General features: G+C 46.0%; 18 protein-coding genes and 3 pseudogenes. 16 read left to right on the top strand and 5 right to left on the bottom strand.

What is annotated here, in order from left to right; translation table 11 throughout:
* Positions 1 to 234 precede the first annotated feature (234 nt).
* Positions 235 to 843, top strand: coding sequence for a GyrI-like domain-containing protein (locus IEY53_RS05030; protein ID WP_189022562.1), 609 nt, complete (start codon positions 235 to 237; stop codon positions 841 to 843).
* 369 nt (positions 844 to 1212) lie between these two features.
* Here the strand turns inward: IEY53_RS05030 and padC are convergent, their stop codons facing one another.
* Together padC and IEY53_RS05020 are read right to left on the bottom strand one after the other, a co-directional pair.
* The gene (padC, locus tag IEY53_RS05025) at positions 1213 to 1698 is read right to left on the bottom strand and encodes a phenolic acid decarboxylase (RefSeq protein ID WP_373293802.1); all 486 of its coding nucleotides are present in this window, start codon (positions 1696 to 1698) and stop codon (positions 1213 to 1215) included.
* A gap of 63 nt (positions 1699 to 1761) precedes the next feature.
* The gene (locus tag IEY53_RS05020; protein ID WP_189022558.1) at positions 1762 to 2721 is read right to left on the bottom strand and encodes an NmrA family NAD(P)-binding protein; all 960 of its coding nucleotides are present in this window, start codon (positions 2719 to 2721) and stop codon (positions 1762 to 1764) included.
* A 123-nt stretch (positions 2722 to 2844) separates the two neighbouring features.
* Here IEY53_RS05020 and IEY53_RS05015 point away from each other — a divergent pair, with 123 nt between their 5' ends.
* Both IEY53_RS05015 and IEY53_RS05010 read left to right on the top strand, forming a co-directional pair.
* Positions 2845 to 3729, top strand: a complete 885-nt coding sequence (locus tag IEY53_RS05015; protein ID WP_189022556.1) for a LysR family transcriptional regulator — start codon at positions 2845 to 2847, stop codon at positions 3727 to 3729.
* A 153-nt stretch (positions 3730 to 3882) separates the two neighbouring features.
* Positions 3883 to 4236 carry a nitrous oxide-stimulated promoter family protein gene (locus IEY53_RS05010; RefSeq protein WP_189022554.1) on the top strand — a complete coding sequence of 118 codons (354 nt, stop codon included), beginning with the start codon at positions 3883 to 3885 and terminating at the stop codon, positions 4234 to 4236.
* A 235-nt stretch (positions 4237 to 4471) separates the two neighbouring features.
* Here the strand turns inward: IEY53_RS05010 and IEY53_RS05005 are convergent, their stop codons facing one another.
* Entirely contained in the window at positions 4472 to 6802 is a 2331-nt protein-coding gene (locus IEY53_RS05005; RefSeq protein ID WP_189022552.1) for an AraC family transcriptional regulator, read from the bottom strand.
* A 255-nt stretch (positions 6803 to 7057) separates the two neighbouring features.
* Here IEY53_RS05005 and IEY53_RS05000 point away from each other — a divergent pair, with 255 nt between their 5' ends.
* From IEY53_RS05000 to IEY53_RS04940, 13 genes and pseudogenes are all read left to right on the top strand, one after another.
* Entirely contained in the window at positions 7058 to 7996 is a 939-nt protein-coding gene (locus IEY53_RS05000) for an ABC transporter permease (RefSeq protein WP_189022550.1), read from the top strand.
* A 10-nt stretch (positions 7997 to 8006) separates the two neighbouring features.
* On the top strand, positions 8007 to 8891 hold the full coding sequence (locus IEY53_RS04995) for a carbohydrate ABC transporter permease (RefSeq protein WP_189022548.1): 885 nt from the start codon (positions 8007 to 8009) through the stop codon (positions 8889 to 8891).
* Between the two features lie 75 nt (positions 8892 to 8966).
* Positions 8967 to 10499, top strand: a complete 1533-nt coding sequence (locus tag IEY53_RS04990; protein WP_189022546.1) for an extracellular solute-binding protein — start codon at positions 8967 to 8969, stop codon at positions 10497 to 10499.
* A gap of 32 nt (positions 10500 to 10531) precedes the next feature.
* A complete protein-coding gene (locus IEY53_RS04985) occupies positions 10532 to 11578 on the top strand; it encodes a glycoside hydrolase family 130 protein (RefSeq protein ID WP_189022538.1) in 1047 nt (348 codons plus the stop codon).
* Positions 11579 to 11669: 91 nt separating this feature from the next.
* Positions 11670 to 12516, top strand: a pseudogene (locus tag IEY53_RS34965) (hypothetical protein); the annotation flags it as partial.
* The gene (locus IEY53_RS04975) at positions 12493 to 16536 is read left to right on the top strand and encodes a polysaccharide lyase family 8 super-sandwich domain-containing protein (RefSeq protein ID WP_308424206.1); all 4044 of its coding nucleotides are present in this window, start codon (positions 12493 to 12495) and stop codon (positions 16534 to 16536) included. The pseudogene IEY53_RS34965 and the gene IEY53_RS04975, both read left to right, overlap by 24 nt.
* Before the next feature lie 42 nt (positions 16537 to 16578).
* Positions 16579 to 17334 (top strand): annotated as a pseudogene (locus tag IEY53_RS04970) (Rpn family recombination-promoting nuclease/putative transposase); the annotation flags it as partial.
* 467 nt (positions 17335 to 17801) lie between these two features.
* Complete coding sequence (locus IEY53_RS04965) at positions 17802 to 18236, top strand: hypothetical protein (RefSeq protein WP_189022532.1); 435 nt, start codon at positions 17802 to 17804, stop codon at positions 18234 to 18236.
* Positions 18202 to 18762, top strand: a complete 561-nt coding sequence (locus tag IEY53_RS04960) for an RNA polymerase subunit sigma-70 (RefSeq protein ID WP_229695988.1) — start codon at positions 18202 to 18204, stop codon at positions 18760 to 18762. Before IEY53_RS04965 ends, IEY53_RS04960 begins: the two co-directional genes overlap by 35 nt.
* 282 nt (positions 18763 to 19044) lie before the next feature.
* Positions 19045 to 19293 (top strand): annotated as a pseudogene (locus IEY53_RS36015) (DUF6809 family protein); the annotation flags it as partial.
* Positions 19294 to 19494: 201 nt separating this feature from the next.
* Complete coding sequence (locus IEY53_RS04950) at positions 19495 to 19863, top strand: hypothetical protein (RefSeq protein WP_189022530.1); 369 nt, start codon at positions 19495 to 19497, stop codon at positions 19861 to 19863.
* Positions 19842 to 20066, top strand: coding sequence for an AAA domain-containing protein (locus tag IEY53_RS04945; protein ID WP_189022528.1), 225 nt, complete (start codon positions 19842 to 19844; stop codon positions 20064 to 20066). Before IEY53_RS04950 ends, IEY53_RS04945 begins: the two co-directional genes overlap by 22 nt.
* Positions 20026 to 20388 (top strand): nitrous oxide-stimulated promoter family protein, encoded by a 363-nt coding sequence (locus IEY53_RS04940; RefSeq protein WP_189022526.1) that lies wholly within the window; start codon positions 20026 to 20028, stop codon positions 20386 to 20388. The genes IEY53_RS04945 and IEY53_RS04940 overlap by 41 nt, the downstream gene beginning before the upstream one ends.
* Positions 20389 to 20863: 475 nt before the next feature.
* On the opposite strand, the gene IEY53_RS04935 is transcribed toward IEY53_RS04940, so the two are convergent.
* Both IEY53_RS04935 and IEY53_RS04930 read right to left on the bottom strand, forming a co-directional pair.
* Positions 20864 to 21628: a hypothetical protein gene (locus IEY53_RS04935; RefSeq protein ID WP_189022524.1), complete on the bottom strand. Its 765-nt coding sequence runs from the start codon at positions 21626 to 21628 to the stop codon at positions 20864 to 20866.
* A gap of 402 nt (positions 21629 to 22030) precedes the next feature.
* Positions 22031 to 22903: a TetR/AcrR family transcriptional regulator gene (locus tag IEY53_RS04930; protein WP_189022522.1), complete on the bottom strand. Its 873-nt coding sequence runs from the start codon at positions 22901 to 22903 to the stop codon at positions 22031 to 22033.
* Positions 22904 to 22948 lie beyond the last annotated feature (45 nt).

Below are 22948 nucleotides of genomic sequence, written 5' to 3'. Positions count from 1 at the left end.
AATGTTGGGCGATCTCAAATTCTTTTAATGGGCCTCCCGGACGATCCTCGTCGGCTTCTAATAAAATGTAAGCTCGTCTGATGGCTTTGGCCGAATTCTTTCCCTGGGATACAAAGGTTCGCAGAGCGGAACGCTCTTCTCCTGTTAAGTGCAAAGGATATTGTGTGCTGCGCATGGCTATTTTCCTCTTTTTAGCAAAACATTAACCGATTTTTCTTTTTCATACTATTAAGTTTGATACAGTACTATAGCCGTGCTTTTACGAAACAGTTCGGAATCACACCTGGCAGGTACAGAAGAGACAAGGATGTTATTGTTCTTTATGAAAAGGCAAATATAGGCCATCGGTTAAACAAAGAACGAGCAATCCAGTCTTCTTTATCGGTTCATACAAAGGTTGTTTACAAAAAAGAATTTCAAGTTATGGGTCTCCAAGCGATGGTAGAGCCAGGGCCTGGCACGATAACAGAACTGTGGACTGTATTTAATAAAAGGTTGTCAGAGATTGAATGCCTGTCCTTGTCCGAAACCCGTTTAGGAATATGCGAATATTACCCTGATATCACAGATGAAAGTGAATTTTCCTATATCGCATGCAAGGAAGTTGCTCAATCTAAGCAAATTCCTTTAGGAATGATAAGTAGAAGGATTCCAAGCTCAAAGTATGCGGTTTTTTCACATCATGATTCCATCCAGCACTTAAAAGACACTTACCAGTTCATATACGGAGTTTGGTTGCCTGAATCAGGCTATGAGTTGGCTGAACTGGATACCATCGAGTATTATGAATTCAAAGCGGGCCATTCCGACTGTGAGTTGGGAATATATATTCCAATCAAATAGATGAAAGCCGCACGGCATCTTTAAAGAGGAGTGTTTCGGGTGACATCAAAAATGTAACTACACTCGTAGAAACTTATGTGCCGTTATTTTCAGACAGGGGGTCGACTCCCCTCGGCTCCATATGGTGCCAACGACCTTGTTGGATGCTTCCAGGATGTGGTGTAAAGCTAAATCCCCATGTATCAATACCGGGTCATAATCATTTTATATATAGGCTCGGGAGAGGCAAGCCTGTCCACGTTTACATTACTTGGAGATGAGAAGGGATAGCATGTGAAAAACCGGCTTGTACGCATTGCATGCGAAGAGGCCGGTTTTTGGTTTTCTTCAGTTTGACCGAATCATTTCGGTAACTCGTTTTTAGATTACTTATTTCAATTTTCCTGCACGGATGTCGTCTGTCATCCCTTTATAAGGCGCTTTGGAAATTAGTTCTTGATTGTCAATACCGGCGTTTTCCAAAAAGGTGATATCAGCAAATTCAGGAACAACATATTTTGGATAAGTTTCATATTTTTCGCGCGATTCTTTCATTAATTCAAGATGATCATTTTGATAACAAACCGTAATTTCCGGATGTTCATGAACCCACTTCGGGAAAAAAATAACACCGTGCATTCGTTTTTCATTTGGCATAAAGTTCAGGGAAACGTCCGTTCCTGTTGGCTCGGTCCATGATACTTTATAAACGCCTTCTGTTAGTTTTACAATATCAACTTCCTGGTCGCGCACCCAGCGGCCTGCAACCATGCCGCTATGGATACGATAATCAATGGTATGATCATTCTTGATGTAGACTTCGTATTCCCAACCAATTTCATAAGTATAAATCATATGGCTTCCTATAAAGTCCATTAAAGCTTCTTTCGGCTGCATATGGCTTCCTCCTTATTTAAATAATTGCCTGCTTGAACGGTTTTATTTCATATCCCGCCAGTTTTGGATATTGTTCTCCCAAATATATTTATATTTTCCGATAATATCTCTTGCCGTTTTTGGCTTTTGTCCAGTCAAAGCTTCAATGGCATCAGATTGAACGTTTAAAAGCCCTTCTTTAATGCTGGCATCGGTTGTCACGAGATCATCGCCGCAGAATGGAACAGGCGAGCGGGAGAAATCTCCGGTAATTTCTCTGGGAATGTGCAGTTTCTCCAGGTGTTTGTAATATTGCTCGGCATTCACAGGAGTATACTCCAGGTCTCTACCGGAAACCTCTTTAATGAGGTTGCACAGATCCCTTACGGAAACAGACTCTGATCCTACAATATTATAAGCCTGGTTGTCTTTGCCTTTTCCGAGTAGGGCTGCGGCTGCGGCCCTTGCGCAATCATCCTTGTGAACTAAAGTAGCCCGGCCTTCGCCGGCAGTGCTTAACCATTGATTGTCGGACATTAGTGCCAGCATCACATACATAGTCAGATAGTTTTCTAAATATAAGTTATTTCTCATTGCATTGTAGGCAATACCTGTTGACTTTAAGTAGTTTTCAGTTGCTGTATGGTCTGGAGTTACAAAAACGTGAGCGTAATTAGGATCTGTCGCACCGATAAATGAACTATACGTGATGTGAGAAATTCCTGCTTTGATGGCCGAATCAATCGCATTTTTGTGTTGTTGGACTCTTCTGCCTACTTCAAGGCCAGAAACAATATAGATACGATCACCATCTTGGAAAGCCCGTTCCATGGATGGAATGTCATCATAATTGATTTCAAAGATGTTGACTCCCGCATTTTCCCAACGTTGAACCGTATCTTTGGGAATTCTGTCTTTCTTCATGCATGTGAAGGTTAAATTGCGGCCATCTACTTCTGCGAGAACCGTTTCCGCCACACGGCTTGCTAGTTGACCATCTACGCCTGTTACAATATAACGCATGTTTAATCCCTCTTTTCTAGTGATAACTTTCACAAGGAAAGAATAGCATACTTTGACATTAGAGTGAAATTACCCTATGTTATGATTTATAAAAAGGATTTATTAATAAAAAGGATGTTTCAAATGAATATTCAGCAATTAAAGTGCTTTGTTTCTCTTGCCGAGACACTGAATTTTTCGAAAACGGCTGAGAAATTAAATTTGACACAACCTGCTGTAAGCCACAACATAAAAAGTTTAGAAAATGAGCTGGGAATCATTTTATTTGTCCGCAACAAAAGGACGGTTAATTTGACTTTAGCCGGCAATAGCTTTTACGAAGATATGGAAGGACTTCTATTTAGATTAGACCAATCCATTAAGAAAGCAAAACAGCTCTCGGAAAAATATGAAAGCACTTTGGTTATCGGATACACGGAGACTGTTTTTGAGAAGAAAGTTTTGCCGGACATTATTAAGCGATTTAAGGAAAAATACCCGCAGATTCAAATTCAGTTGAAAAAGTCTAATTTGACTAGAGAGAAAGAAGATTTATTAAACCAAAAGTTTGATATCATATTTACTTCGGAAGATAATTTGGGAAAGGACATTGATTTTTGTTTTTATCCGATACTTCAAGGGTCCTATGTTTGTGTACTGCCTAAAAATCATCCTTTCGCGAATGAAAGTGAGCTGGACATCGAACAGTTAAATCATCAATCGATCATTTTATTTGACGAACACCAATCCCCCCCAACCCTAAAAAGGATGAACAGGAAAATTATTGAGAATTGTCCCGATTCTATTTATACCTATGGAGACACCATAAATACAGTACATACCATGATAAAAAGTGATCTTGGCGTTTCGGTTCTGCCGGACTTTGTGATTGGAGAGGAAAGCGAGATCGTCATTGTTCCTTTAAGCTATACTGAAGAAGTGGTTTACGGTCTTGCTTGCCTTAGAAGCGAAGAGCGCTTAGAAGTAAAACGCTGGATTTCAATTATAAAAGAGTTACTCATTCTTTGATCCGGCAACGGGGCTGGCCCTTAAAATTAATAAAAAAAAGCCAGCTTCCGCCAATAAAGCCACACGGCAGGAATATCTCCACCATCCAACGAATCCCTTACCTATTGAGCGAAGGCATTAATCAAGTGCAATTGAGAAGGGAGGCCTCCTTATATGGGAACAGAAGCGGATCAGCTGTTGAACGATGGCCCTAAGATTCGAAAGGAAAAAGATATTGTTGCAAAAATGATTCGTATATATTGCAAGAAAAAACATCATGAAAAAGAGCTCTGTGAGGAATGCCAGAGCTTAAATGAGTATGCTATGAAAAGACTGTCCCACTGCAAATTCGGTGAAGAGAAAACGGCTTGTGCGAAGTGTCTTATCCATTGTTATAAACCGGTTTATCGTCAAAAAATCAAGGTTGTTATGCGTTTTTCAGGCCCGTGGATGCTGCTGTATCATCCATTGGAGTCCATAAGGCATATCCCTATACCCAATAAGTTAAGAAAATCAATTTCACGATAGCTATCTTAGCAAGCTGCTCCAGACTCAGGCCGGTGACACATAGGATGAAACTGTAAAGCGGTGGAAACCCTGGGTTGTAACTTCTTGAAACAAGCAGGGGATGTGATTGACGTCAGAGCAATAGAACTCTGCACGTCCACCCCACAGCTCCACGGTGTAAATCCACACCGCATGAGGATGCGGATTTTTACATTTCCACGATTCCTTCTCTGTTTCAACCGCATGACCAGATTCTCTATATATTCTCCATGGTATTGCCATTTCGATGCTTTCTCCGATATTGGGCCGGTGTCATTCCATACATCTTTTTAAATATGGAATAAAAGGTGTTAAGCGATGAAAATCCGAAATTTTGCACGATGGGCTCAATCGGCGAATCGGAGGAAATTAACTCCTGACAGATGAAAGTTAGGCGCTTCTCCGAGATCTTGTCCGTAATGGACTGGTTTGTCTCCGCTTTATATAAACTGCGGAAATAGTTCACAGACAAGTCCAAATGATCGGCGAGCATTTTTGCGGACAAGTTCGGATCGGTCAATTGTTCTTCAATGAACCGGTCCGCCTGCTCGATCAGGGCCACGTTTTTGGACAGACTGCGGGCTGCCACAATGTCTTCGAGCGTCTTGGTTATCAATGCTTCCATCCACGGTACTACATTTTCCATCGTCTCCTGCTGAATGATCTGTTTCTCGATGGAAGTCAGTCCCCATGAACTGGGCAGCGGCTGGCCGGAGTGCTCCTGCATGAGCCGGCGTATATCCATAAACAAGGTAATCAACGACATTTTACATTCAAAATAGGACATTTCCCGCAGCTTGACTACGGCTGAGCGTATGACTTCCAGAACCGAATCGGCATTCCCCCTGGAAAGAGCCTGAGCGATCTGCCGCTCTTTGTTCACAGGCAAATGATACAGTTCTCCGGGCGCGCCGGGCAGCCATGCTTTCACGATGAGCGCTCTGTGTCCGAACCGGAACCGTTCCTGCGTCAGTTCATACGTCTCCATATATATCTCATGCATATCGGTCAGGCTGGGCAGCATTCTACCCCAAGCAACGGTTGTTCCAACTGACAAGTACTGCTCTATTAACTGTTGGGATACTTGCAGCTTCTTCGCATATTCTTCGGACAATGGAGCCGATAATACAACTGCCACGTGATCGTCCCCCATATCCACCGTCTGCAGCTTGTGCTTGGAGGATTGCAGTGACTCTTGAATAATATTGGACATTGCAAACCGGAGTAGACGCCGGTCCTTCTCGGAGTAGGTCTCCGAAAATTCCGAGAAGTGGTCGATCCGGAAGATGGCCACCGACAGCTGATCTTTCGGCAGATCAATTCCCCATTCCACAAATTGAGAACCTATTTCCTCTGCTGAATGGTAGGTCTCCCCCAGAAAATCCCGCAAAAAGCGCTCTCTGCCCAAAAATTTATTCAGCCGCCATTGCTCGGTCAGTTCATCAATCTGATTACGTTGGGCTATAAACACATTGGATAAATAGTCAAGTTCATTTGCGCTATAACCCAGGCCGGGCTTCTCAGCTTGATGCTGCCGCATCACTCTGCTAATCAGTTCTTGAATAGGCGAGTACACCCGTTTGGAAATCAGAACGGTAACGGTCAAGGACGCTACGAACAGGACGAAGAACAAGATTAGGCTTGTGTTGCGAAGAACAGTGATTTTTCCCAAAATAACAGACTTGGGTACCGTTTCGATAAAGGTCCAATCCTGGATTCCCTTGATGGAGGTGCCTGCGTAAACCATGAGCTGCTCTCCCTGAGTCCGGGAATGAAAGAGCTTCCATCCGCTTTCAGCCTTACTCCCGTGGTTCCTGAGCTCCGCAATTTGTTTCTGATCCAAAGCAGTGCTACTATAAACGGTCTCATCCCGATCATTCAGAACCGTAACCGACCTGTTGGCATATTTCGAATTGTTCTGAAGCAGGGTCATGAGATTATGAGTATCTATGTTCATAACGAAAGCGGAGATAGAACTGCCTTTTTCGTAAAATCTTACGATGGTCATCACCTCTTTGGGCGTATTCCCGGTAAGAGGAAGGGACAAGGTTCTTGGAATGAGAACGCTGTGGTTCGCTGTAACCGGATCCTGTAAACGCTCAATGATGTCCTGATCGTAGAAAGCTCCGGCATCATTTAATCCAAGTCTGGAATCGACCACTGTATTCGTGTAATCGTTGATGAGGTATACCGAATCGATAGACGGATTGGCGTTTTTAATGTCCATGAGCCGGCTCCACACCTCGAAAGTATCAAAATCGCTGTATTGATCCGAAAGGGCATATACCTTGAGAGCGCTGTCATTACTGGAGGAGAAGCTGAATTCCAGCGCCCATTCCATCAGCCGCGCCGTGTTTCGGGCGCTGTTCACCAGCAAGGATTCGGAATGATCGCCGATCTCTTTCAGAAGCGTTTTGGAAGACTGCCAATAGAGCAGCGCAAAAGATATGCCCAGCACCAGAACGTTTGCACTGACAAAATAAAAGATAAGCTTCATATAAGTAGGATGCCGCTTCAGCGATGCGGGGAGTGGGTGTCTGAATTTCATTGCTATGGACCTCCGTAATCATAACTGTCGAGCTCGTAAATTGGTAGATTAATTATAGCATAACGGGCATTTCCGTCTTCAGAATCGTTTGTTTTCGAAATAGTGTTGTTTTTGGGAAGTCCGTAAATCTGCGCTTGCAGGAAGGATCGGAGCTTTTCGAAATTGCCGTTGCAGCGGGGGCCTGGTAAGGTAACGGCAGAGATAACGGGACGCTGAAGTGTTTACCGGTCTTGATGAAAGGGGGGATATAAAAAGATGCAATATCAACTTAATGCAAGTAAACGGTCCAAGCTGAAGCATATTGTCCGAAACCCATTCCTTTATGCTATGGCCGTACCGGGGCTGTTGTTTTTTCTCGTGTTCAGTTATTTTCCCATATATGGGATTATGATCGCCTTCAAAGACTATAATTTTGCCAAAGGAATTTCGGGAAGCGATTGGGTCGGTTTTAGAAACTTCGATTATTTTTTTACTTCGGATGATTTCTGGGTCATATTGCGCAATACGCTGGTGTTGAACATGCTGTTCATTTTGTTTACTACAGCGGCTGCGGTTTTGATTGCACTTATGTTCAATGAAATTCGCAATAAGTATTTCAAACGGATTTCGCAATCTTTCATTTTTCTTCCTTATTTTATGTCCTGGATTGTGGTAGGAATGATTGTCCAATCCTTATTCGGCGGGGAAGAACCAATGATCAATACCTGGCTGCAATCCATCGGCTTGGAACCGGTTAACTGGATGTTTGAGTCGAAGCTTTGGCCCTATATTCTGACGGTTATCCGTGTATGGCAGGGAGCCGGTTATCTTTCGATTATTTTTCTGGCCGCGATTACCGGCATATCGGAGGATTTGTACGAGGCTGCGCGGATTGACGGGGCATCCAAGCTGCAGATTGTGCTGCGTATTACACTGCCGCTGCTTGTTCCTACCATCATGATCATGACTTTGCTGGCCGTAGGCAAGATTTTTAACGGAGACTTTGCCATGATCTATGCCATTATTGGTGACAATTCCCTGCTGTATCCGACTACCGACGTCATTGACACCTTCGTATTCCGCTCCATGAGACAGCTGCATGACTTCGGCATGTCTTCGGCGGTTGGCCTGTTCCAGTCGGTTATGGGTCTGATCTTCGTCATTACCGCCAACTGGGTAACCCGAAGGGTGTCTAAAGAATCTGCTTTATTCTAGGAGAATAACTATGAGACAGAAACAGAGCGCTGCGGATCGAACTTTTACGGTATTTGCCCATACGTTCATTTTGTTGTTCACCTTATTTTGTCTGTTTCCTTTTCTGCTGATGATTATCGGCTCTTTTACGGACGAAGAGGAACTGATTGCGCACGGCTATACTTTATTTCCGCAAAAATTATCGTTGGACGCTTATAAGGCGGTTTTGCAATCGGATGTGCTGTTCAACGGCTATGCGGTCACGATTTTTATCACCGTCGTAGGCGCATTAAGCGCGTTGTGCATTTCTGCAATGCTTGGCTATTCTCTGGCTAATAAACGGAATGTCCTGCAAACACCTTTTCTGTTTTTTTGCTACTTGCCTATGCTTTTTTCCGGAGGCATCATTCCATTTTATATTGTGGTCAGTCAGTGGCTGCATTTGCAGAATACCGTCTGGGTGCTTATTTTAACCATGTTATGCCAGCCGTTCCTCGTCTTTTTGCTTGTCAGTTTCTTTCGTACAATTCCCGAGGAATTGGAGGAAGCCGCAAGAATAGACGGAGCGAATGAAATGAGAATTTTCTTTCAAATTATAATCCCGATCTCGAAGCCGATTCTGGCTTCCGTCGGTCTCTTCTATGCTCTGAGCTACTGGAATGACTGGTTTATGGGATTGATGTTCGTGGATAATGAGAGGTTATTTCCGCTGCAGCTGATTCTGCGTCGGATGGTATCCAATATGGAAGCCGCCAAAAATCTCATTCCCGCCTCAGCAGCCATTGCCGTGACGCCGCCGACCTATGGCGTGCGGATGGCGACAACCGTGCTGACGATCGGCCCGATTGTCTTGCTGTATCCCCTTCTTCAGAAGTATTTCGTCAAAGGTCTAACGGTAGGAGCCGTAAAAGGGTAAACGAAGATTTCCGGCATTAACCGGATAGCCCGGTTGATCATAGATTTTGTTCCATAGATAGGGGAGGGTAACGGAATGAGATTAAAAAAACTGCTTGGCACGACGACGACAGCGATATTGGTATCGTCACTGATGTTGGCGGGCTGCGGAGGCAATACGAAGACTGGCGGCAATGAAGGGGATTCTCTAACGAATACGGAAAGTGCTACACCCGCAACGAAAGCAATAGTGACGTTGAAAGCTTATTTTCCAGGGGATAAACCGGCGGGCTTTGACGATGTGCTGCAGGCGGTCAACGACAAATTGAAAACGGACAACGTCGGAGCGGCCTTGAATATCAATTTCTTGCCGTGGTCCGATTACGGGAATGCGGTATCCGTGAAGATGTCTGCCGGGGAAGACTTCGATATGTATTTGGATGCCCCATGGTTATCCATGAATCAGATGATCGACAGCAATTCTTTAATGGAACTGGATGCCTTGGTGGCCGAACGTCCGGAGCTAAAAGCATCCATTCCCGATGAAATGTGGGAATATAACAAATTCGACGGGAAAATTATGGGCATTCCGCTAGGTACCACTCAGGGCCAGCTATATGGCCTTCTGATCCGCAAAGATTTGCGCGAGAAATACGGACTTCCCGAGTTGAAAACGCTCGACGATTTGGAGAAATTTTTGTATACGGTCAAGGAAAACGAGAAGGATGTCAAGCCCTTGGTCATTAACGGCATCAAAGCCGATAAACTTCCGTTTATCCTGAGCGAATCCGCTAATCTGGCGCTCGATGAAGTGCTCGAAATCGGTGTCAACATGTTCGCATATTCAACCAAGGACAAGAAAGTAGTCGGTCAATGGGCAAGTCCGATGATTGCCGATGGTTATGAACGCGTCACCAAATACTACAAGGACGGCATACTTTCCAAAAATATCGCGCAGGAGCAAAATGCAGAAACACTGTTCAAGCAAGGCAAATATGCGGCCACCTATTATGCGGCGGATGGTGTGGAGGGATTGAAATATTCGGAAATGCTGCAAGACGGCAGCGACAAGCTTGAGATTTTCGTTCCGAACGGTGATCAGGCCAAGCCGTATACCGCTTTCCAGCAATGGAATTTCCTTTGCATCCCGGTTTCATCCAAGCACGCCGATTTAGCTCTGGACGTAGTCAATTGGATGTCCATTAAGGAAAACCACGATTTGATGGAATACGGCATTCAAGGGAAGGACTGGGAACCTGTCGGCGATTCGAGTTATAAGGTGCTGTCCAACTATTCATTCCCGGGCTATGTGTTGACCTGGCGGCCAACGTTGAACCGTACGCCGGACACGATGATGAAAGACGACAAGAAGTGGTTCGACTTCTCTACCAACCCGGCCAATTTCACGCTTAGTCCAACGGCGGGCTTCAACTTTAACGCTGAAAAGGTGAAGACGGAATATGCCAAAATCACTCCGCTTCACGATTCGATCTTCCTGCCGCTTAGCCAAGGTCTGCTGCCTGCCGATCAAGGCAAGATGACGCTGGAGAAAAAAATGGCGAGCCTCGGCGGACAAAAAGTGATCGATGAAATTCAGGCGCAAATCGATGCCGTCACATCCGGTAAATAACAGCACCAAAAATACTGAAAGAGGTATTTCACATGAACATAAAACGCAGCGCGCATAATCCTGTTATACGGGCCCGGGACGTTGCACCCTCCCGCCCCGGCTTTCGAGTGCTGGGTGCGTTTAATGCAGGTGTTGCGCAGTTAAGGGATGAAATTATCCTTTTACTGCGCATAGCGGAAGCGCCGTTATCGGACCGGACGGACGAAGTGCTGGTCCCCCGGCTGAATGAAGCGGGGACCGATGTACTTGTAGAGCGCTATGACAAGGCCGATCCGGGCTATGATTTCTCCGACTCGCGCTTCATAGCAAAGGACGGGCGAACGGTTATGCTCACGTCTTTATCCCATCTGCGGGTCGCGCGAAGCAAAGACGGCGTTCATTTCGACATCGAGCCGCAGCCGGCCTTGTTCCCGGAACACGCTCTGGAAGCGTGGGGAATTGAAGATCCGCGCGTGACCCAAATCGGAGACACCTATTATATTACTTACAGCTCCGCCTCCGCTTGCGGCGTGGGTGCCGGTCTGGCGGAGACCCGGGATTTCCGGACATTCAAGCGCCGCGGACTTATGCTTGCTCCCGAGAATAAAGACGTCATGATATTTCCGGATAAAATTAACGGCAAATACTACGCTTTGCACCGTCCGGTGCCGAAATCGTTCGGCTCTCCGGAGATGTGGATTGCCGAATCGCCTGATCTCGACCATTGGGGAAACCATCGCTTCCTGATGGGGCTAAGCGAACAAGGCTGGGATTCGGCCCGCATGGGCGGCGGGGCGGTTCCGATTCGAACCGAACGCGGTTGGCTTGCGCTGTACCACGGAGCAGACAGCAAGCATCGTTATTGTATGGGCGCGGTGCTGCTTGATTTGGAGGATCCTGCGAAGGTAATCGCGAGATCCCGTGTACCCGTATTGGAGCCGGAAGCTGCCTATGAGGTGAATGGATTTTTTGGCAAAGTCGTGTTTTCGTGCGGAGCTCTGTTGCTGGATCAAACGGTCCGTATGTATTACGGTGCCGCGGACGAAGTGATGGCAGTGGTGGACATACCGCTGGAGGATATATATAGTACGCTTTTGTAAAAAGCTGGAGGCAGTGTGAACTGCCTTCTTCAATCCACACTAAAGAAAGCGCTATCAAAAACTATTTAAGTCTAGATGAACAAAGGAGCGCATGTGCATGGCTGATAAAAAGCAAAGGTTTATAAAGAGGTGGACATGTCTTGTTATTGTTTGTTCAATGATATCGTCCATATGGTTATATTCGCCCGCATCGGCGAGCACTCCCGGGACGACGGACGCTTCTCAAGAGATCGCTGAAATGCAATTGATGAAAAACCGGATTGTTGCTTTTTACGTCTCCAAAGATATCATAAACGACGGAACGAACGGCCGGGTCGAATGGACCTTCAAATCACAGGCTGGCACTTACTTATCCAATCAAAACGCTAATGGAAGCTGGGGGGATGTAGATTACGCGAATACAACCTCCAGCGCCAATGGGAAAGCCTGGTCGCCCTACCTTGCATTAGACCGGATGCAGTCGATGGCTCAGGCGTTTGCTGACCCGAATGGTCCATACTATCATAATGAAACCCTGTTAGGAGGTATTCAAAAGGGGCTGGACTATTGGTTTACGGTAAAGCCGAACTTCAACCAACTGGTGGGAGACCGGAATCGGCAAACAATTAAGGTTGGGAAAAATCGCGCTTTTATGTGAAGGCTATTTAACTGAAGCGCAAGTTTCCAATATTATCGGCACGTTAGACAGCAGCCCGCACACTGTCGATGGAGCCAACTCGTCCTGGTACAATCAAAATTATATGATCCGCGGCTTATTGCTGGAGGATGCCCAGATCGTCCGGAACGCTGTGGAAGCGTTTAACGTGCTGTCGAATGTGACGACGACTGTGACGGGAATCCAGTCGGATATGTCTTTTTTCATGCATGGCAAAACGAATTATACGACGGGCTATGGAAGAAGCTTTGCCAGAGATATGTCATTCTGGGCGTACATTACCTCGGATACCGCTTTCTCTTACAGTAAGGCTGCGATTGATTCGTTATCGTCCTACCTGCTGGAAGGCACCAGGTATCTCGTGAGAGGCGATGTTGCCGATCTGGGTATGGGGATGAATGGACCCGAGTGGCCGGATTATGCGAGCGCGGCTTTGACCTTCTATGAAGATCCGCTGCAGTGGATGCAGGTGGCCAATCCGAAGCGGGCTGGGGAGTTTGCGAGTTTTCTTGACAATATCCGCAGCTTCGGCACGAGCACGAGCAACGGACTGGACGCCAACAATATGACGCAATGGCAGACGCTGGTCTCCTCCCATATGCGAAATGATTATGGAATTACGGTCAAGATGTCTTCCAAAACGGTCAAAGGCGGCGAATGGAGAACCATTAATCCCAGCGGATATAACCTGTTGTACTGGACGCCGCAAGGAGCCACTGCCATTCAGAGAACCGGCGACGAATACAGACCCGTGTACCCGCTGATGGACTGGGCTCATGTTCCTGGTACGACGGCCCCTTACGTATTCACGAAGGATGGGAATTTCAACAATCCCAAAACGTTTGTAGGCGGCGTGACAAATGAGCGTTATGGAGCCACCGCGTTTGATTTTAACAAGCTGAGTACAAGCGGCAAAAAAGGCTACTTTTTTTTCGATGATGAAATGGTGGCGCTGGGCGCAGGCATCGCTTCGACGAATGCCGCGCCGGTCCACACGACATTGAACCAAAGTCTGGCGGTAGGCGATGTGCTTGTAGAAGGCGTTGTAATCGCGGACGGAACGATGCAAGCTAACGGGCGTTGGGCCTATAATGATAAGATCGGCTATGTTTTCCCGAATCCGACGGATTTTCAAGTGAAGCGGGAGACGAAGAGTGGGAAATGGAGCGACGTCATCACGGGAAGTTCAACGGAGCCAATCACCAAGCCGATTTTTTCAATTTGGCTCGATCATGGCGTGAAACCGACAAACGCTTCCTATGAGTACATTGTATTGCCGAATAAAACCCCCGAAGAGGTCGGAAGCTACGCGGGCGCGAGCCCGATCAGTATTCTTTCGAATACACCGTCGGTTCAGGCTGTCCGGCATAATTCTCTTGGCATTGCGGAATTGCTGTTCTATCAACCCGGGACGGTGACGGTAAGAGACGGCTTGACGGTCACAGTGGATAATCCGTCCATGGTGATCATTGACGAATCCGTGACACCTGTCCGCATCTCGGTCGCTAATCCCGAAACACCGGGGATTACAGTGAACGTAACGCTGAACCGGGACGGAGAAAAAACCACGACAACCTATAGACTCGGCAAGGATACGTTTACCGGCCGAAGCATGACCCTAAACGAGGGAACCTCCATCGACGACAGCGGGTTCGATCTCGCTTACAGTAAAGGAGCAACCGCTTCCTCCAGCCAAGGCAAGCAATTTGCCTCGAATGCTACGGATCTATACAGAAGTTCTTATTGGAGTTCAAGCGCTTCAGACAACGAATGGATTTATGTTGATCTGCAAGATCAATATACGATCAATAAAGTTAGGCTAAATTGGGAGAAGGCGTACGGGAAAAGCTATAAAATTCAAGTATCGGACGATGCTGTCACCTGGACGGACGTTTATACAACTTCGATGGGGGACGGCGGAATCGACGACATTTCTTTCGGTAAGGTCAGTGCCAGGTTCGTCCGGATGCTGGGCGTTCAACAGGGTACCGGAGACGGCTACTCGCTTGCTGAATTTAACGTATATGAAGCGGTGACACCCAATCTCGCCGAAGGCAAGCCGGTAATGGCAAGCTCGGCCAAAGCCGCCGACGTGTCGCCCGGGAATGCGGTCGATGGGTCATTGACGACCCGTTGGGGATCTAACTATGCCGATCCGCAGTGGATTTACGTCGATCTTGGCTCCAGCCAACCCATCGCGAAGGTCATGCTGCATTGGGAAAGTGCGTATGGGAAGGAGTACCAAATCCAGGTTTCCGACAACACGACGGACTGGACGACAGTATACAGCACCGCAACCGGAGACGGAGAAATCGACGATATCTCCTTCGAAACGGTGAATGCAAGATACGTTCGGATGTATGGCACGAAAAGAGCGACAACGTACGGCTACTCGCTCTGGGAATTTAAAGTGTACGGTACAGAGAACGTACAAAGGGTTCCCGCCCGGATCGAACTTCAAGCAACGCCGTCTTCCGTGACGGTTGGAGGCGACGTGTCCGTTACGGGAATCGTCTACGACGGCGGCGATCTTCCGGTCCCCGGCGTGGAGGTCGAAATCGCGGCTGCATCGGGCACCATCGAAACTGCTAAAGCAGAAACGGACGCGAACGGTCGATTCAGCACGGTCTTTACGGCGCCGTCTGCAGCCGGAGACGTGACGATCGCTGTCGTCCTTCCTGCAAGTCCGTCTGTGACGGATACGATTACCGTGTCCGTGAACCAGGCCGTACAAGTGCCCGCCCGGATCGAACTTCAAGCAACGCCGTCTTCCGTGACATTCGGAGGCAACGTGTCCGTTACGGGAGCCGTCTACGACAGCGGTGATCTTCCGGTATCCGGCGTAGAGGTCGAGATCGCGGCTGCATCGGGCAGAGTCAATGACGCCAGGGCGGTAACGGATGCGAACGGCCGGTTCAGCACGGTCTTTACAGCGCCGTCTATTGCCGGAGAAGTGACGATTACGGCAACCTTGACCGTGAATCCGTCCGTGAGAGGGACGACTGCCGTTTCCGTAAATGGGATCGTACAAGTGCCCGCCCGGATCGAACTCCAGGAGGCACCGTCTTCCGTGACGGTTGGAGGCGACGTGTCCGTTACGGGAGTCGTCTACGACGGCGACGATCTTCCGGTCCCGGGCGTGGAGGTCGAAATCGCGGCTTCGTCAGGCAGCATCAAAACTGCTAAAGCAGTAACGGACGCGAACGGCCGGTTCAGCACGGTCTTTACGGCGCCGTCCGCAGCCGGAGAAGTGATGATTACAGCCGTCTTGACCGCGAGTCCGGCCGTGACGGATACGATTACCGTTTCCGTAATTAAGGCCGTACAAGTACCCGTTCTAATCGAACTCCAGGCGACGCCGTCTGCCGTGACGGTAGGAGACGACGTGTCCGTTGCGGGCATCGTCTGCGACGGCGATAATCTTCCGGTCTCCGGCGTGGAGGTCGAAGTCGCGGCTTCGTCGGGCAACTTCAAAAGCGCCAGGACGGTCACGGATGCGAATGGCCGGTTCAGCATGGTCTTTACGGCGCCGTCCGTTGCCGGAGAAGTGACGATTACGGCCGTCTTGACCGCGAATCCGTCCGTTACGGGGAAAATAAACGTTTCCGTAAACGAGCGTTCAAACGGCGGAAGCGGAGGAAGCGGAGGCAATTCGGGAGGAGGAGCTCCCGTGACCCCGCCGGAAACCCCCAATAATCCAAGCGATGATCCGAACGATGATCCAAACGATGGTCCGGACACGCCGGACGTTCCAGTACCCCGTTATGCCTTCGCGGATATTGGCGGCCATTGGGCCGAAGCCAATATCCTGGAAGCAGAAAAGAAGGGAATTATCACAGGTTATACGGACGGTTCGTTCCGGCCCGATCGCACGGTGACGCGCGCTGAATTCGCGGTGATGCTGGCGAAAGCGCTGAAGCTTCAGAATGAAGAAGCAGTCCTGACCTTCAAGGACGCGGACCGGATCGGACAGTGGGCCCGGACAGCCGTTGCGCGAGCCGTAAGCTTGGGTCTTATCCAGGGCGATAAGAACAATAACTTCCGTCCAGATGCGCCCATGACGAGATCGGAAATGGCCGTAATGCTGGCGAGAGCATTAAACCTCGTACCCGAAGCTCGTTCCGCCGGATTCGCGGATGATCGCGACATACCGGTCTGGGCTGTCGGAGCGGCAGCCGAGATGAAGAAGTTGGGGATTATGCAGGGTAAGGGCAACAACTACTTCTTTCCGAAAAATGCCGCGACGAGGGCGGAAACGGTCACGGTTCTGCTCAGGATGCTGGCAGCCAAGGATCAAGAATAAAAAGTAGCACAAATTTGGTCGGGAGAACCCGCTCGAGGGCAATTGAATACCCCGTTTATGGAAGCTGGAGAGCCTCCACTGACTGAAATTACGTTGATGAATCCTTATACAGACAAAGATGCTCCAGTGGAAAAACAGTCGATTCTGGATATCAAAGCCAAAACGTCGGAAGGTAAGCGGATCAACATCGAAATGCAGTTGTTTAACCCGTATAATATGGAAAAGCGGACACTTTTTTATTAGAGTGAGATGTATTACCACCAAATTCAAAAAGGTGACAATTACAGCCAATTGAAGAAGTGCGTGACGATCAATATTCTCAACTACTCCTGTTTACCCAATGATCGTTATCATAATGTTTTTCACCTGCGGGAAGATCATTCCGGGATTCCACTTAACAATGATCTGGAAATTCATGTCATGGAGTTAACAAAGCTGGAGGAGCAGGCCGTTCCGGTTTCGGGCGGATTGATAAATTGGTTGTTGTTCCTGAAAGGCGTCGATAAACCAAATTGGGAGGCGTTGACTATGAATGAACCAATGTTGAAAAAGGCAATGGATGCCCTGGAATTTCTGAGTCAAGATGCCGCTACACGGATGGAATACGAGGCCCGGATGAAGTATTTGCGTGATGAGGTGCCGTGAATGGAAGGAGCCAGATCGGAAGGCATTGTGGAAGGTGCGGTTCGAGAAAAAAGAGAAATGGCTCGAAAGCTTCTGGCAATGGGGATGGATCATTCGGCTGTTGGTAAGGCGACGGGGCTTAGTGAGAACGAAATCAGGTCTATAAATTCGTAACATTGAAAACCTTGCAACTGAGGGTGATCATCCTTCGATTATTGACTTGGAACTATGGAATGCCCCCAAGCTTCCTTAATTAGTCGTAGACAGTCCAAGTAAAACAGTAGCTTCATTTATTAGCAGGTATTCCTATATGGGTGTACTTGCTTTTTTTGCTCACGTGCCCAGACACGCACGCATTAGTAGAATGCTTTTAACCAATCAAAAAAGCTACCTAACATAAAGATACTTGTTGGTAGCTTTTTTGAATTGAACTCAAAAAATACAAACATCTTTTCAATCCACAGATAGGAACACATCTGACAGGTATTACTTAATCATCATATTATAGATACTACAATCTTACAATGGGACTTCGATGTTTGTATGTTTTATATAGCGTAAGAATTATCATAGTTATGTAAATGGAATTAAAGTAGTTTATGATTAGATATTCCAAATTGATACAAAGAGAAGAAATGGATATGAGCGATCATTTTAATGAAAATCAAGGGTTTGATATTCATCAATTCGAGTGGTTTTTACCTAGTCCTCCTAAGCCGTTTTTTTCAATAATTGTATCTAATGAGAAGGGGTTTTGTTTAAACAGCAAGCTAAACGAGGTTATTCCTAAGCAATTGACAATAGGTATAAGTGCAGATGGGAGAAGTATTGGATTGCTGGCGATTGCTGAAAAGGGATATCAAGTCCTAAAAAATGGAAAAATAAAAGACCCCGAATTGGTAGGCTTGTTTGAAACGCGGGGGATTTCGCTTCCAGCTAGTTATAGAGTTGAAAAAATAGAGGAATATTGGTATGCCAAATTAGTTCCTTCAAAACCAGAACCACTTGCTTCCAGAAAAACTCCTAAGAATCCAAGAAAAAATGGACTTCGTGATATGCTTCCAAAAAAGATATAGAATGATGGGAAAAATTACTGTGGCTGATATTGTTAAACATTATTTTCCACTGGTTATTCAACAATGCAAAAATTCTTATAAGGGTTTGGAAGTAGAGGATAGAATTGAAGAGGGGCTGTTGGCCCTTATTCACGCCATCCGTACCTATAGAGTCCAATATGGCTGCTTTGAAGAATATTTTTTATTACAGTTTAAATTAATCATGAAGCAAAGAAACAAAGAAGCATGGGCTACAAAAAGACTAGAGTCTTTTTTTTCTTTGGACGCCCCTATGCTTGGCAGTAACGAATCTTCCTCACACTTAGAATTCATAAGCTCAGTCCCACATGATGATACTATTATTGATGTTAATCTTTTTATGGAACGATTGACATCGACAGAAAGGAAAATTGTTTCTCTTTTAATTAACAACCAGGATTTATTAGCGATTTCCTGTGAACTGGGATTATCTGTAGAGCAAGTTCAACCCTTAATAAAGCAGCTTCAAAGAAAAGCTATAGAATATTTGGATGTAGACATAAAGTAACATTTAATACCTTGAATCGTTTATTTGAAGAGAGCAACTAAACTACGGGTCTTACAGGGCTGATAATAGAAGAAAATTGTGAAAAAGAATAGGCTCGACTCCCCTTGGTTCGATATTTAAATGAGAGAGTACTTCAAAGGTACTCTTCTTTTATTTATCCAACGTAACCTTTACGTCTAAGCGTACCACAAACAATCTATAACTATGCTACGCTAATCTATGTAGCTTGTAGGTTTATATCTTCTAATTAGTGGATTTGTTTAGCCCCGCCTCGATTCCCTATACCACGGCAACCTTATCCCTAACGAAAAGGTCATCCCCAAAGACCCCAATCATCGCACGATCAACAGGCAAATCACCGAGTCGCTGGAGGCTTGGAAGCAGAAGCTGTCCGAAGGAGATTTTGAGGAATTGGAGTCCTTATTGGATCTATATTCCCAGGTTCAAGGGATGGAGATGACGGCATCGTTTACTTGCGGGTTCAGAGTTGGGGCAGCCATGATGATTGAAGTTTTAGCCGATCCAGAGTAGCGTAGCCTGTGTACACCTAAGGTCTCCAAGATTGCCTTCTTCCATAAGCTGTACCTCTAAAGACACCATTCTAGGTGTCTTTTTTCACCTCTCCTTCAGCATACCATCCAAGAGATTATACTCTTTTGCAGGAATATCCTTACAATCTAACGAACTTCCTACATATTAACTATCAGAATCTTGAACTCAGAAGGACTATATATGGACGAAGAAAACTATCTCATTTTAATTAAAAATAAAGACTGTACGTCAAAGATCACTTCATATGAGCCGAAGGGTAAGAATATACAGATTATCTACCGGAGTTCAACTAAGCCATACTTATACTCTGCAAGTGATGTCACCATCCTCACCAACCCTGTTATTACGATGATCACCAAGGATCAGACCGTATTCCATGGCGATTCTCCTTTGATCAACGTTGGGCAAATGCAGGATTTTGGCCCTAGAATCCAAGTGGTTTTTGAAAATGGTACAAAGAGAGTGTATGAAGCGGAGAACGTTCGAGTGGAAGCAGCGGAACTAAGAACACTGAGGCACAGAAGGTCATGCAGTATTGGCGGGCCATAGTGGGGCATATCTGCCTCCTTAGTCAGAAGATAGCCCTGGATCAAGCGTTCCGCAGTAAGATCAGTATTATTGAAGGGCCGCCGGGTACAGGCAAAACACAGACTATTCTCAATATATTGGCGAATCTGGCGGTATTACAATTGAGCAGGGGGGCTTTCATATATGAAAGCAGAAGCAGGCCAGCAGTTGAACGATGGTCCTAAAATCCGAAAAGAAAAAGAGATCGTCTCAAAAATGATTCGGATATATTGTAAGAAGAAACATCATGTTAAAGGGCTATGTGAGGAATGTCAGGACATAAATGAGTATGCTATGAAAAGACTATCCTACTGTAAATTCGGTGAAGCGAAAACGGCTTGTGCGAAGTGTCCTATCCATTGTTATAAACCAGATTACCGTCAAAAAATCAAGGGAGTTATGCGTTTCTCAGGTCCGTGGATGCTACTATATCATCCAATTGAGTCCATAAGGCATATCCCAATACCAAATAAGTTGAGAAAATCAATTTCACGAAAGCTTTCTTAGCAAGTTGCTCCAGACTCAGGGCCGGTGACGTCAGAGGAATGGAACTTTAAAGCGGCGGTTAGGGCCTTTTTAAAAGAGCTTCAGTGCTCCGGTGGAGGTTCTGACTCTAGTTTAGAAGGTACAACCCCTTATGTTATAACATTGGTAATCATTTTAACCGGAGGTGTCCAAGATGCGATGCGATGAAGTTCAGGAGATTTTCCTAATGAATGGGTAGTTCTTGAGGCGACTAAGGCCTATTTTATGGAAGGCTAGCGTTTTATTGAAGAGATGCCCGTAATCGACTCCTATGAAGGACTCTACCCAAGCATTGAAGCGGTACAGTGAGCTGCACCAGGAAGACCCTCACAGAGAGTATTGTTTTTTACACCTCCCGTCCAGAGCTTGTGGCGCGAGAACGTTATGTGGGGATCGTAGGATTGATGAGATAAGACAAATGCAGCCCGCCCTTATCAAAGGCGAGCTGCATTATGTATTATTGTTTGGTCACAGCATCAACTTCCTTCTCAAAGGCTTCCAAGTACTGTGTGAAAATTCCCGTGTCAAATTTCACGTTTTTGTCGTTAGCTTTAGGAGGATTTTTTTGAATGAAATCGTATATACGATCCATTTCTGTGGAGAGCTTTGTCCACACCTTTTTAATTGAATCGTACTCTGAGCCCAGGTTCTCCATATAGCTGTCATATTCTTTTTTCTTGTCCATTGTCTTGGCTAATTGCTCGACGGTAAAGTCGATATCGATACTCCCTCCTGTGCTGTCGGTACCACTGCTGATGTACCAGCTAATGTTTACGAATGCATCATTCCACACATCGGAGACTACGAAATTGCGGATTTCGTTTAACATTTCACGTGGAGCTGCTACATTGGCCGAGGACGAAGCTTCTGGAATGGGTTCTTTGAAGGTGTTTCTGATCTTATCGAACGCTTCCTTGTTGGAGGCGTCCATCGCCCATATAACCTGCTTGTCATTGATGACGACAATCAATTCGCTTGTGGGGTTAGAAGCTTTCTCTCCTTGAACTAAGACAATTTCAACTTTCATGCTTTTCTCATCTGTGTAATCCTTGGATTCGAGAATTCTGGGATTCTTGAGCTTGAGGTCATCAGTGGTTTCTACCGATTGGGTCATTTCAAACAGTGGCCGGGCATCCGGGTGGACGTTATCAGCAACAAACTTCTTTTTTGCTTCCATATCCGAGCCATTCAGAAAAGTATTGACGTTCTCTTCAATTCTCATATCCCCCTGTTGTTATAATTATATCCACTTTTATCTACCTATTAATATTATCGGAGTTTCAGGTCTGAATTGTTATTTGGAAAATGCCACTTTTGTCGTATGGAAGAAACGGCGAATGTTACGACTAACTTACGTTCCTGCCGACATAGTAATACAGATTCATGGTGTGCTGTGCAGAAATTCGCGAAATTGCTGCGGCTCATGGTAAAACGTCTACCCAAGCAATTTTGCGCTGGCTCCATCAACTGGGTACGATTCCTATCCCTAAGACCCCACCACCTATGAAGAGATGTAAATACATCGAAGTTATCCATAATTGCATCAAGCCAGTCCAAAAAGACACCTTTCTCAGGTGTCTTTTTATTAGGGATATATTGTGATATTCCTTAATTCCGCTACTTCCTATTGGTGCATATATCTCCAAACCATGGACATTATATCTTTAGCCTGGTTATAGCCCGTAGAACCCTTAAAGGCATCGAGATAGGGCTGCAGGAGCGCATTTACCACGGATTCACGCAAGGGCTGGTGTGCGATTTCATAGCGAAGGGCTGTGGTTAAGTCGGCCTGTGGCTTGGTGAATCTAAGATGACCTGAGGATTCATCGAGCAGCTGAAGAATCTCCTCCTGCTTTACCTCTTCTTGAGTCATTTGACCTTTCATCACCTGTAATTTTTCATCGTCGATAACAGAGGTATCTTTTTCTATTAAAGATTCAATAATATAGTCCATGTAGTGAAACACGGATCGGGCCACATTGCCGGGATCTATATGGGATTGATTAATCGTTTTTGCTGTGAATAGCAGATGCTGCTGCATCCCAAAGAAAATGACAGCTGCTTCAAAAGCGTTCATACGTAACTTTTCCCCGTACACATCTATTAAACGATCGGCTAGCCAATCAATTTCGAACATGCGGTAGTGGATCACATATTGTTTCATCTCTTTATCGCGGGAATGCAATATTTCTTCGAACATGGCGGATAGGCCATGTTTTTGATTATTACGGGAAATCATAGATATTTGTTCGATTAATACATCGATATCATCGGGTCTTTTGCCAATCTGCAGTTCACTTCGTTTCATCCTTGTTTCATAACGAACCTGCTCCAATACTGCGCTGACACATTGATTTTTAGAGGAGAAGTAATTGTAGAATGTTCCTTTAGAAATACCTGCCCGTTCAATAATATCTTGAATGGAGGTCTCCATGATCCCTTTTTCAACAAATAAAGCAAGGGCATGAGTAACCACTTGAATTTTGCGTTTATTCATCAGTGCCTCCGGACGTTTTAATATCAACAAGTATATCCCAGAATG

It is taken from the genome of Paenibacillus albidus, assembly GCF_014644435.1.
Lineage (GTDB): Bacteria > Bacillota > Bacilli > Paenibacillales > Paenibacillaceae > Paenibacillus_AQ > Paenibacillus_AQ albidus.
The sequence above is the reverse complement of the archived record's forward strand: the minus strand, read 5'-3'. Positions and strand labels throughout refer to the sequence as shown.

Excerpts from the sequence above, each read along its gene's own strand:
- padC (WP_373293802.1), bottom strand. The coding sequence starts at position 1,698 with ATGGACTTTATAGGAAGCCATATGATTTATACTTATGAAATTGGTTGG.
- IEY53_RS05020 (WP_189022558.1), bottom strand. The coding sequence starts at position 2,721 with ATGCGTTATATTGTAACAGGCGTAGATGGTCAACTAGCAAGCCGTGTG.
- IEY53_RS05015 (WP_189022556.1), top strand. The coding sequence starts at position 2,845 with ATGAATATTCAGCAATTAAAGTGCTTTGTTTCTCTTGCCGAGACACTG.
- IEY53_RS05010 (WP_189022554.1), top strand. The coding sequence starts at position 3,883 with ATGGGAACAGAAGCGGATCAGCTGTTGAACGATGGCCCTAAGATTCGA.
- IEY53_RS05005 (WP_189022552.1), bottom strand. The coding sequence starts at position 6,802 with ATGAAATTCAGACACCCACTCCCCGCATCGCTGAAGCGGCATCCTACT.
- IEY53_RS05000 (WP_189022550.1), top strand. The coding sequence starts at position 7,058 with ATGCAATATCAACTTAATGCAAGTAAACGGTCCAAGCTGAAGCATATT.
- IEY53_RS04995 (WP_189022548.1), top strand. The coding sequence starts at position 8,007 with ATGAGACAGAAACAGAGCGCTGCGGATCGAACTTTTACGGTATTTGCC.
- IEY53_RS04990 (WP_189022546.1), top strand. The coding sequence starts at position 8,967 with ATGAGATTAAAAAAACTGCTTGGCACGACGACGACAGCGATATTGGTA.
- IEY53_RS04985 (WP_189022538.1), top strand. The coding sequence starts at position 10,532 with ATGAACATAAAACGCAGCGCGCATAATCCTGTTATACGGGCCCGGGAC.
- IEY53_RS04975 (WP_308424206.1), top strand. The coding sequence starts at position 12,493 with ATGTCATTCTGGGCGTACATTACCTCGGATACCGCTTTCTCTTACAGT.
- IEY53_RS04965 (WP_189022532.1), top strand. The coding sequence starts at position 17,802 with ATGAGCGATCATTTTAATGAAAATCAAGGGTTTGATATTCATCAATTC.
- IEY53_RS04960 (WP_229695988.1), top strand. The coding sequence starts at position 18,202 with ATGGACTTCGTGATATGCTTCCAAAAAAGATATAGAATGATGGGAAAA.
- IEY53_RS04950 (WP_189022530.1), top strand. The coding sequence starts at position 19,495 with ATGGACGAAGAAAACTATCTCATTTTAATTAAAAATAAAGACTGTACG.
- IEY53_RS04945 (WP_189022528.1), top strand. The coding sequence starts at position 19,842 with ATGCAGTATTGGCGGGCCATAGTGGGGCATATCTGCCTCCTTAGTCAG.
- IEY53_RS04940 (WP_189022526.1), top strand. The coding sequence starts at position 20,026 with ATGAAAGCAGAAGCAGGCCAGCAGTTGAACGATGGTCCTAAAATCCGA.
- IEY53_RS04935 (WP_189022524.1), bottom strand. The coding sequence starts at position 21,628 with ATGAGAATTGAAGAGAACGTCAATACTTTTCTGAATGGCTCGGATATG.
- IEY53_RS04930 (WP_189022522.1), bottom strand. The coding sequence starts at position 22,903 with ATGAATAAACGCAAAATTCAAGTGGTTACTCATGCCCTTGCTTTATTT.